This is a genomic window from Acinetobacter sp. P8-3-8, assembly GCF_000214135.1.
Lineage (GTDB): Bacteria > Pseudomonadota > Gammaproteobacteria > Pseudomonadales > Moraxellaceae > Acinetobacter.
Genome location: NZ_AFIE01000074.1, coordinates 1 through 11,533 on the forward strand (window position 1 = coordinate 1; position 11,533 = coordinate 11,533).

General features: G+C 39.1%; 10 protein-coding genes. 3 read left to right on the forward strand and 7 right to left on the reverse strand.

What is annotated here, in order from left to right; translation table 11 throughout:
• Positions 1-185: 185 nt before the first annotated feature.
• From GGG_RS0117345 to ppx, 5 genes are all read right to left on the reverse strand, one after another.
• On the reverse strand, positions 186-755 hold the full coding sequence (locus tag GGG_RS0117345; protein ID WP_010117246.1) for a YggT family protein: 570 nt from the start codon (positions 753-755) through the stop codon (positions 186-188).
• A 28-nt stretch (positions 756-783) separates the two neighbouring features.
• Positions 784-1,614, reverse strand: a complete 831-nt coding sequence (gene proC, locus GGG_RS0117350) for a pyrroline-5-carboxylate reductase (RefSeq protein WP_010117248.1) — start codon at positions 1,612-1,614, stop codon at positions 784-786.
• Positions 1,611-3,011 carry a tRNA lysidine(34) synthetase TilS gene (tilS, locus tag GGG_RS0117355; protein ID WP_081399955.1) on the reverse strand — a complete coding sequence of 467 codons (1,401 nt, stop codon included), beginning with the start codon at positions 3,009-3,011 and terminating at the stop codon, positions 1,611-1,613. Before tilS ends, proC begins: the two co-directional genes overlap by 4 nt.
• A complete protein-coding gene (locus GGG_RS0117360) occupies positions 2,948-3,772 on the reverse strand; it encodes an acetyl-CoA carboxylase carboxyltransferase subunit alpha (RefSeq protein ID WP_010117251.1) in 825 nt (274 codons plus the stop codon). The genes tilS and GGG_RS0117360 overlap by 64 nt, the downstream gene beginning before the upstream one ends.
• 106 nt (positions 3,773-3,878) lie before the next feature.
• The gene (gene ppx / locus GGG_RS0117365) at positions 3,879-5,399 is read right to left on the reverse strand and encodes an exopolyphosphatase (protein ID WP_010117252.1); all 1,521 of its coding nucleotides are present in this window, start codon (positions 5,397-5,399) and stop codon (positions 3,879-3,881) included.
• Positions 5,400-5,693: 294 nt separating this feature from the next.
• On the opposite strand from ppx, the gene trxA reads away from it, so the two are divergent.
• The 3 genes from trxA (at position 5,694) to GGG_RS0117380 (ending at position 8,286) form a co-directional block, all read left to right on the forward strand.
• On the forward strand, positions 5,694-6,020 hold the full coding sequence (gene trxA, locus GGG_RS0117370) for a thioredoxin (RefSeq protein ID WP_010117254.1): 327 nt from the start codon (positions 5,694-5,696) through the stop codon (positions 6,018-6,020).
• A 331-nt stretch (positions 6,021-6,351) separates the two neighbouring features.
• Entirely contained in the window at positions 6,352-7,620 is a 1,269-nt protein-coding gene (gene rho, locus GGG_RS0117375; protein ID WP_010117256.1) for a transcription termination factor Rho, read from the forward strand.
• Positions 7,621-8,001: 381 nt separating this feature from the next.
• Positions 8,002-8,286: a hypothetical protein gene (locus GGG_RS0117380; RefSeq protein WP_010117257.1), complete on the forward strand. Its 285-nt coding sequence runs from the start codon at positions 8,002-8,004 to the stop codon at positions 8,284-8,286.
• 539 nt (positions 8,287-8,825) lie between these two features.
• Here GGG_RS0117380 and GGG_RS0117385 read toward each other — a convergent pair.
• Positions 8,826-9,122, reverse strand: coding sequence for an integration host factor subunit alpha (locus GGG_RS0117385; protein ID WP_010117259.1), 297 nt, complete (start codon positions 9,120-9,122; stop codon positions 8,826-8,828).
• Positions 9,119-11,500, reverse strand: a complete 2,382-nt coding sequence (gene pheT, locus GGG_RS0117390; RefSeq protein WP_010117261.1) for a phenylalanine--tRNA ligase subunit beta — start codon at positions 11,498-11,500, stop codon at positions 9,119-9,121. Before pheT ends, GGG_RS0117385 begins: the two co-directional genes overlap by 4 nt.
• Between the last annotated feature and the right edge of the window lie 33 nt (positions 11,501-11,533).

An 11,533-nucleotide genomic window follows, 5' to 3' on the forward strand; every position in this document is an offset into this window, starting at 1 on the left:
AAGAAGCCTGTAAAATGCTTTAGCCCCTTCCTCCTCTCAGGAGGAAGGTTGGGATGGAGGTGCTTTTAAAAGAACCACTTTACCAATGGAAGCCAGTAATTGATGAACACCACCAATTCTTTCTTACAAATTTTCAAGCAAATAAAAAGGACTCAATCGAGCCCTTTTCCTACAGAATCAATAAATTAAAGACCTGTTAATAAAATCTTCGCAACTTCATTCATCAGAATTTCTGCAATATACAACGCAAGGAACGCTAAAATTGGAGATAAATCAATCATTCCCATATTCGGCATGATCTTACGGAACGGCGCTAATAACGGTTCTGCAAGCTCTTGAATCACCTCAATATAAGGCGATCTAGACTGAGTAAACATCACCACCCAACTTAAAATAATCGTCGCAAAAATTAAATAGCGACAAAAACGAATTAAGTCTTGAATCATGGTGACAAAGGTGAGAATCAACAAATGCACAGGGCTATTTGGCATAGCACCTTGCAAATACATCATTCCAAAAATCTTGAGTAAATAGAGAACTATAACCAACACCAAAGCGGCTGTGTTAACACGACCTTTGCCAAGTGTTGGAAAAATGCGACTAAACACATCCACAATTTTCGTAGCTTTCACTGTCGACATAACCACAGGGTTATATGGACTCACCATTGCCAATTGCATTAAAAAACGGAAGAATACGAGCAAAATCGCTACGTTAATAATAATGCCAAAAATCTGCGCAGAATTTGCACCCATATTGGAACGTTCCTAAAAATTCAATTAATTATTTAATACTGTCACTTAACTCTTGAGCCAATTCCTGACTACGCTTTTGCGCAGTAGCTAAAGCTGTTTGAATATTCTGTGAAATTTGAGCACGATCAAATACTTCAAGTGCTGCCTGAGTTGTCCCATTTGGCGAAGTTACATTTTTACGTAACTCTGAAGGAGAATTTGAACTGGTGATCGCCATTTGGGCGGCACCTAAAGCCGTTTGTAATGTTAATGCTGTTGCTACTTTTTCATCCAGCCCCATATTTTTTCCAGCGCGAATCATACTTTCCATCATATAGAAAAAGTATGCAGGGCCAGAACCTGAAACAGCAGTTACGGCATCAACTTGAGCTTCTGAATTTACCCAAATCGTTAAACCAGTAGCAGCAAGCACTTGTGTTGCAAGCTCACGATCTTTCGCTTCAACCACATCATAAGCAAAGATACCGTGCGCGCCTGTTTGAACTAACGCAGGAGTATTTGGCATCACACGTACAACACGATCATTTCCTGTTAATGCTGAAATGGTTTTAATTTCAGCACCTGCAACAATAGAAATAATCAATTTACCATCAAATAAACCTTGAAGCGGTTTAAGCACAAGACCTAAAACTTGTGGCTTTACAGCAAGAACAACAATATCTGCATCTTTTATTGCTGCAACATTATTATCTGTCACATGAACATCTTTTTCGAGCAGTAACTGTCTTATTTCTTCTACAGGATCTGAAACTGTAATACGAGTTGCAGGTAAACCTCGACTAATCAAGCCACCAATTAAGGCTTGAGCCATATTCCCGCCACCAATAAAAGTAATATTACAATTTAAAACTGCACTCATGAATCACGCCCGACCTTATTTTTTAACGCTGAGATTAAATTTGGTTGCCATCCGCCTACTTCACAATATTGAGATTGTGCCAACCAAAATCCTTTTGGTGTAAAAACACCAAGCATAACATTATCTACACTTAATATTTGAATTGTATGACGCATCCAAGGAAAAATATGTGCTTCCTGAATCGCTTTTTTCAAAGGCCAAGCACCGACTCTGCCATAAAGATGAATTTTTTCACCGCCCAGACGAGTTTTCAATGTTAACGTAGAATCAAGTAATGCAAAAGATAGTCCCATTTCAGCGGTTTCGATAATAAAGCGACCCGATGCCAAATCGAATTGATCTTTAAACTTTAAATTCAATTGTTGTTCTAATGGACGAGTTGAATCAGCCATTGATTTAGAAGCTAAATATTTTTCTTTTGCGATACGATACAAATGATTTTGATAACGTAAATAATAAAAATGATTCCATTGCAATGCAGCCTGTGAATCTACTTTTGAATCAATCACCTCTTCAAAAATACGATTCACCATATCAAATGCAGGGCGATAGGTATGCTCACCTTTCATCCAAACCGATAATAACTGCCGTTGTCGTGGATGTGAAAGTTGTTGAAACTGACTTAAATCAAGCTGTTCAGCATCACCACAAAAAGCCAAATCTTGAGCTAAAACTTCATTGAGAATGTGTTCTGCATCTTGCATCAAATAACTGGTTCGTGCCAAAGATTGCTGCATTTTGGGATAACGGCTTTGCAAAATATGCCAAAGTTCATGTCTACACCATGCTCGATCATACTGGGTATCGAGATTGGTTGGATCATCAACATAGCGAATATCCAATTGTTCGACCCATTGGCAAATCTGCTCACGAGAGAGATCCAATAAAGGACGCCATAGCGTAATTTCTTTTTGATCTATTGTTCGATGATCCACAATTTTCATTGCAGATAAACCTGAAGCACCTGCCCCAGAAAGGAGTCGTAACATCACTGTTTCAGCTTGATCTTGTTGATGATGTGCAAGAACCAACACTTCATTTTCATTCAAATGCAGTTGATAAGCGTGGTAACGGGCTTCACGTGCTTGATTTTCAAGATTACCATCAGCAACTTGAACATTTTGAATAATATAAGGAATATTGAGAATTAAGCATTGCTCTGCAACAAAATCTGCCCACTCATCACTGACTTTTTGTAATTGATGATTGACGTAAATTGCACGTATTTGCTGAGGGAAAAGTTGAGCCGTCAAATGTAGCAACAGCATGGAGTCCATGCCACCGCTACATCCGATTAAAAAGTGTGTATTTTCAGAAAATTGCGAATGCTGTTTTAAGAAGCGAGCCCTAAATTGTCGCTGCCAAACTTCATTAAACGCTGGTAACGTGCTTCGCATCGTTCTTCTGCACTCATTGGCTGTAATTCATCAAGCGCTTGTTTTAACACATCCTTCAGTTTTTCCATAACTTCAAGTGGATGTAAATGTGCGCCCTCACCTTCATCAACAACATATTCAACAATGCCAATTTCTTGCAACTTGTCTGCTGTTAATGCCAATGCTTCGCTGGCTTGTTCTGCTTTTTCAGCAGTTTTCCATAAAATAGAAGCACAACCTTCTGGTGAAATCACTGAATAAATACTGTGTGAAAGCATCACTACACGATCTGCCACACCAATACCAAGCGCACCACCAGAACCGCCCTCACCTAAAACTGTCGCAATAACAGGTACTTTTAAGCTAGAAAGTTGTGCCAAACTGGTTGCAATCGCCTCTGCTTGACCACGTTCTTCTGCACCTACACCTGGGTATGCGCCCATCGTGTCGATAAAGGTAAATACAGGTAAATTAAAACGTTCCGCCATATCTAATAAACGTTGCGATTTACGATAACCTTCTGGATTACTCATCCCAAAGTTATGTTGTAACTTTTCACGTGTACTACGACCACGGTGCTGACCAACGATCATTACAGGTTGACCATTAAAACGTGCCAATCCACCGACCATTGCACCATCATCGCCATATAAACGATCACCATGCAAAGCATCAAATTCTGTAAAAATTTCGCCTACATAGTCCAAAAATTGCGGACGTTCAGGATGACGTGCAATTTGAACCGTTTTCCAAGCTTTAGACTGAGCAGCTTTATTTTTCATGAGTCGAGTATTATCCCTAATTCACCGATGGGTTAGATCGGAAGTTTAGAATTTTGTGATATCAAATGGTCTATACAATTCATTCAATCACCACAAAATCTTTTAGTTAATCGATAAACTGTTCCGACTGAATATTCAATTCAATGTCCCAATGCTTAAATTGCACTTGCTCATCATGCAAATCTGCAACGAGCAACGGCCATTGTTTGGCATCGCCAGAAACGCTGAGGTGCCATTGTTGCTCATTATCCACTGTCAATTCAATGGCAGGAAGCATCTCATCACTACGACTATGATTGAGTAAAACAGCAAGACGCAACAACAAACAAAGATAAATAAGTCTGTGTCCACCGACCTTTAGAACATCTATTTTGGCATCACCACGTAATTTTCGACGATGATGAGCGACCAAATGTGACAAATGGTTTTGATCAATTTGTGAAAAACCTGGAATGTCTGAATGCTGTAATAAGTAGGCGCTGTGTTTTTGGTAACCACTATGGCTAATTGCCAAACCAATTTCATGCAAATAAGCTGCTCGACGTAAAAGGTCACTATCATCACTGTTGAGTTTGAGTGATTGTGAAACCCCATCAAATAGATGTTGTGCAGTTTCAACGACACGCTGTGCTTGCTTAGCATCTGCGCCATAGCGCCCCATCATCGCTTGAACACTGCGATCACGAATGTCTTCATGCTGGAAACGCCCCAACAAGTCATACATCACGCCTTCACGCAAAGCACCATCTGAATACACCAGTTTGTCGATATTTAAAACTTCAAAAACAGCATAAAGAATGGCTAAACCTGCAGGTAAAACTGCACGACGATCTTCTTTTAAACCATCAAATTCCATATCTGAAATATTTTTGTATTTCAGCATTTTATCTTTAAGTTTATCCAAGCCTTCACGTGTCAGATTTTCCTGAGCATCGCTCCAACCCATATTCACTGCAATTTGTCGGCAGGCTTTGATCGTACCGCTTGAACCAACAACGGTGTCCCAGCCAGCAGCTTTATAAGTATTTGCAATTGACGATAATTCTTTGCGCGCTGCGACAACGGCTTTATCAAAAGCTTTTGAATTAATTTCACCATCAGTGAAATAAGCTTTGGTAAAAGCAACACAACCCATTTGCAAAGATTCTGTATGAATAGGTTCGAATTCTTCACCAATAATTAATTCAGTCGAACCACCACCAATATCAATCACCAAACGGCGACCACTATTTGCCATGGTATGAGATACGCCCAAATAAATCAGACGGGCTTCTTCACGACCTGCAATGATTTCAATCGGTTTTGGCAGTATTTCGGCAGCTTTTTGAATAAATTCATGGCCATTCTTCGCTTGACGTAAAGCATTGGTTGCCACGATACGTAAGCGAGTCGGCTGTACTGAACTTAAGCGCCCAACGAAACGTGCTAAACAGGCCAAACCACGTTGTTGCGCAGCTTCTGTTAAATTTTTATTTTCATCCAATCCAGCAGCAAGCTGGACTTTTTCTGACATAGAAGCAACTTTTTTAACTTCGCCATGATCCACACGTGCAATCGCCAAGTGGAAACTGTTCGACCCCATATCGATGGCAGCAAGTAATTCTTCATCAATCAAAAAATCAGACATTATTTATACAAACCCATACAGAATTGTGCTTAGATTAATTCACATACACGCTTTTTAAAAGCCATTTATTTAGACAATTTACTGAGATATTATTTTTTCAACATATATGACAATTATGTTACACATTGTCTGCATTTTCTAAGGATCCGATTGTAAATATCGTGAGCATCAATTGGACAAATTTACAATAAAGGCCGAAAATTTACTTATCCCCTTACATTGTTAAAGATGACTATGTAATACTTATATTTATAGAAGATTCATCTTTAGAATATTTTTTTTGGAGCAAATTCCATGTCTGGCAATATCGTAAACACGACTGATGACAACTTTGAAGCTGATGTACTGAAATCTGACATTCCTGTAATTGTAGATTTCTGGGCAGGCTGGTGTGCACCATGTAAAGCCATTGCACCTGTACTTGAAGTGTTGTCTAGCGAATACGAAGGTAAAGTAAAAATCGTTAAAGTTGACGTCACTGCGTGTGAAGCAACTGCTGTAAATTACAATATTCGTAATATTCCAGCATTATTGATGTTTAAAAATGGTGAAGTTGTTGCTCAACAGATTGGTGCAGCACCTAAATCAAAATTAACAGCGTTCATCGAAGAAAACATCTAATTCGATTGAGTTAGGTTAATCATTGAGTACGAAAAAAATACGTTAGATTTTCTAGCGTATTTTTTTGACTATAATTTGACAAATCCATTGATCTCACTTATATTCCATGCTCAAGGAACATTAGGATTATCTTCCTGTTTCTTAAAAGACAACACATAAGATCGCCGCTCGGCAACAGAAATTGTTTTACATATTTCTCCTCGAAACAACTATATAGATTCTGAGTTTGCTATTGTTCACACACAGTTTCAACTCACCTATTGCACTGCGGACGACTTTTGCTTCTTTTCTTTATCTGTGTTCCACACATTCTTATTCAATCTGATCATCTATGAATTTAACTGAACTCAAGAAAAAACCGATCGGCGAACTCATTAAAATTGCTGAGTTTATGGGCCTCGAAGGAATGGCTCGTAACCGTAAGCAAGACATCATTTTTGCCATCTTAAAACGTCATGCAATGAATGGCGAAGAAATTTTTGGTGATGGTGTTCTTGAAATTTTGTCTGATGGTTTCGGCTTTTTACGCTCGGCTGCAGGCTCTTACCTTGCAGGTCCTGACGATATCTATGTGAGCCCATCACAAATTCGTCGTTTTAACTTACGTACTGGTGATACCATTACGGGGACGATTCGCCCACCAAAAGAAGGTGAACGTTATTTTGCTTTATTAAAAGTTAATCAAATTAACTACGACACACCTGAAAACTCTCGTAACAAAATTTTATTTGAAAACTTGACCCCACTTTTCCCAACTGAACAGTTGATTATGGAATTGGGTAATGGTTCTTCTGAAGATTTAACAGCACGTGTTGTTGACTTAGTTGCGCCAATTGGTAAAGGACAACGTTCTATTATCGTAGCCCCGCCTAAAGCGGGTAAAACGATGTTATTACAGAACATTGCTCAATCTATTGTTCGTAACAATCCTGAATGTTTCCTGATCGTACTTCTGATTGACGAACGTCCTGAAGAAGTGACAGAAATGGAGCGTACTGTTCGCGGTGAAGTTGTTGCATCAACATTTGATGAATCTCCAGCTCGTCACGTACAAGTTGCCGAAATGGTCATTGAAAAAGCGAAACGTTTAGTTGAACACAAGAAAGATGTGGTTATTCTACTCGACTCGATTACTCGTTTAGCTCGTGCTTACAACACTGTTGTTCCTTCATCTGGCAAGGTTCTTACAGGTGGTGTGGATGCACATGCATTAGAGCGTCCTAAACGTTTCTTTGGTGCTGCACGTAATATTGAAGAAGGTGGCTCACTGACCATCATTTCTACTGCCTTGATTGAAACAGGTAGTAAAATGGATGAAGTGATCTATGAAGAATTCAAAGGTACAGGTAACCAAGAGATCACGCTTGATCGCCGTATTGCTGAAAAACGTGTCTTCCCTGCAATGAATATCAAAAAATCTGGTACTCGTCGTGAAGAACGCCTCATGAGTGAAGAAAACTTACGTAAAGTATGGATTCTTCGCAAGCTTTTACATCCAATGGATGAATTAGCAGCAATGGAGTTCTTACTTGATCGTATGAAAGAAACCAAAACCAATGATGATTTCTTCGATCAAATGAAGCGTAAAGCTGCAAATTAAAAGTAAATAAAGATATAAAAAGCTACCTACAAGGGTAGCTTTTTATTTGGTTGACATTTTTTACATAAATATACAAATGCTGATTTTACTTGTTACTCAATATTGCAAGCAATTGAATAATAAAACCATTAATAGATAAATTCTATGTTTTTTAATAAGTTATTTATCAACAAACCAATCTAAAAGCTCAAGTCGATTGTAATTTTCTGTTAAAAAAACATCATTTTTTCATCAATTTCATCAGTTTTTTTACTTTACCCAGTAGCAATTCAAAATGCGCAGTGATAGCATATTCGCATACCAGTTAGGCTGCCCATGCAAAAAGCAAAAAACAGGCTAACTTGGGTTTTTTGTCTCAATTTAATTTATGAGAGTGATGCCATGTTATTCAAAAAAATCGCTATTGCTGCTGCAGTTGCTACTACTTTAGCTTTCGTTGGTTGTGCTAAAAAAACTGAAGAAGCTGCTGCTGATGCAAACGCTGCTGCTTCTCAAGCTGTAGAAGCTGCTTCTGAAGCTACTGCTGCTGCTGACGCTGTTGCTGCTTCTGCTGTAGATGCTGCTGCTGACGCTTCTGCTGCTGCTGCTGACGCTACTGCTGCTGCTTCTGACGCTACTGCTGCTGCTGCTGACGCTACAGCTGCTGCTTCAGCTGCTGCACACTAATAATCGCTTAGATTATTATCGAAAAAAGAGAACCTTTGGTTCTCTTTTTTTTGCTTAAAATAAACAATAAGGTAAATAACGTCAGCTCGGGATAAACTCTGATGTAATTTATTGAAAAGATAGATCAGATGCAGCGGAGCCTTACCGTTTAAAGTCAAATGTAAGGATTAACCTTCGGTTCGACCTGAGAGGTACTACCTCGCAAGGCTTTCGGGATGAGTGGCACTGCCACGCAAGGGCAAAACCATTTGTCAGTCGCCAACTCGACAGATACTATCAAGTATCTAATATCTTGCAAAAACAGTATATTGCAGATCTTGCGGAATATATTCCTCATGCCTCAAACAATGCGACTGACGTTTCCGCGTATCATATAGTTGGGAATATATCTTATCTCGAGCTCAGGTTAAATAGAAACTTAACCGTATCCTTGCTCAGTACATTTAAACAAATACTTTTTTATAAATTAAGCATCAGACATAAAAAAGCCCCAAGCTAAACTCAGGGCTTCTTCTACAACACAATATTGATTAATACAATTAATCGTCTTGCTCTGTGCCTACACGTTGTCTAAATTTCTGACCTGCACGGAATGTCACGACACGACGTGCTGAGATTGGAATTTCTTCGCCAGTTTTTGGGTTTCGACCAGGACGTTGACGCTTGTCACGTAATTCGAAATTACCAAATCCTGAAAGTTTGACTTGTTCGCCGGCAATTAATGCCTGGCTAATTTCATCAAAAAACAACTCGACCATTTGTTTTGCTTCACGACGGTTCAAACTCGTAAGCTCACTTAAATGATCAGCCATTTCTGCTTTTGTTAATGCTGTCATGAGGCCCTCAATGTCGCTTGATAAGTGTCTTCTAACACTTGAATAATATTATCCATACCAGATTTAATTTCAGCATCTTCCAAAGTACGTGACGGATGTTGCCACAACAATGCAAATGCCAAAGAGCGTTTACCGTTTTCAACACCTTGACCAGTGTACACATCGAATAGCCAAGTTGAGTTCAATAACGCTCCACCTGTTTTTTCGATAAGTTGCTGAATTTCGCTAACATTAATATTATCATTAATTAAAAGCGCAATATCACGTCTTACCGACGGAAATCGTGATAATTCTGTAAAATTAGATACATAAGTTTGCAAAACAGCCGATTGATCGAGCTCTGCTACCCAAGTTATGCCCAAATCTAGTGCATCTTCTAAAGAAGGGTGTAAACGGCCTAAATAACCAACTGATTTTCCAGCAACTAAAATTTCAGCAGATTGACCTGGATGTAGCCATTCTCGCTCAGTACGCACATATTCAACATTGACACGACCCGCAGCTAAAACTTCCTCTACTTCACCTTTAAGATCAAAGAAATCCATTGGCTGTGCTTTACCATGCCATGATTCTGATTGCTTAGCGCCTACAGCAATCATCGCTAACGTCGGTATTTGTTTAAGATCATCAATATTTTGTGCATTTTGATAATCAAAGCGTAAACCCAACTCAAAGAAACGAACTCGGCTTTGCTGACGGTTAATATTGTGCTGTACGCATGGAATCAAACTTGAAAGCAACGTTGAACGCATCACAGCTAAATCACTAGAGATTGGATTTGCCAATACCAAAGGATTTACATGTGAATTCAATTGTTTCTCAAGTTTCAAATCTGCAAAGCTAAAACTAATCGCTTCTTGATAACCTAAAGTCACCAATGTCTGACGTAATTGTGTCAAATCAAATTGATCTTGATGTTTTGCGAGTCTTACATCAATCACAGGCAAGCTGATTTGAATATTGTCATAGCCATGAATACGTGCAATTTCTTCAATAAGATCTTGATAAATTGCCATATCATAACGATACGATGGTGGTACAACAGTCCAATCACCTTCAGCATTTACCGTAACATCGCAACCTAAACGTTGCAAAGCATCTGTAATAAATGAAGATTCGACTTTATAACCTAGTAATTGATCAACTTGAGCCTGTTTTAACGCAATCGCTTCACGTTTTGGTAATAGCTCAGTTTTTTCAGCCACAGTAATTGGACCAAACTCACCACCAGCAAGTTCTTGAATCAATTGCGATGCACGATGCATTGCAATCATTGGTAATTCAAAATCTACACCACGTTCATAACGTTGTGATGCATCGGTATGCAATCCATAACGACGTGCACGACCTGCAATGTGTAATGGAGCGAAAAATGCTGATTCAAGGAAAATTTCTGTCGTTTCATCAGTTACAGATGAAGATAGACCACCCATAATTCCTGCTATTGCCAATGCTTTTTCATCATCAGCAATCACCATCACATCTTCAGTCAGTTCAATTTCTTGATCATTTAACAATACAAGCTTTTCATTTGTTGTTGCCTGACGCACATGCACTGAACCTTGAACTTTGCCACCATCAAAAGCATGTAATGGTTGACCCAGTTCGATCAACACATAGTTGGTGATATCAACCAGAATACTGTGCTGACGAATACCTGAACGTGCTAAAGCTTGCTCCATCCACTCTGGTGTTGGTGCTTTGGTATTTACATTTTTAATCACACGCCCCAAATAACGAGGGCAACCATCTGTATCAACTACAACTTGCTTTTGATCGCTAATCGTTGAGCTAACTTCTTTAATTTCAGGTGCTGTGACTGGAAGTTGGTTAATCACACCAATTTCACGGGCAATACCACGAATACTAAAACAATCACCACGGTTAGGCGTGATACTGATATCAATCACGTGATCATCAAGATTTAAATATTCACGGATATTGGTTCCAACTGGTGCATCAGCAGGAAGCTCTAAAAGCCCATCAATCTTATCTTCTAGGTCAATTTCAGACGCACCGCAAAGCATCCCTTGTGATTCAATACCACGAAGTTTACCTTTTTTAATTTTAAAATCACCCGGAAGTACAGCACCAATGGTTGCTACAGGTGCTTTCATTCCTACGCGTACATTTGGCGCACCACATACGATTTGTAATACTTCATCTGTACCAATGTTAACTGTAGTTACACGTAGACGATCTGCATCTGGATGCTGCTCTACCGTAACAACCTCACCAACAACGACACCTGTAAAAGGTTTAGCCGCAGGTGTTAAGTCATCCACTTCTAAACCTAACATCGTCAATTGATCAGACAATGTTTCACTATCGATTGCAGGATTTACCCACGTGCGTAGCCAATTCTCGCTAATTTTCATTTCTATAAAAACCTATAAATCTAAATTTTTGAA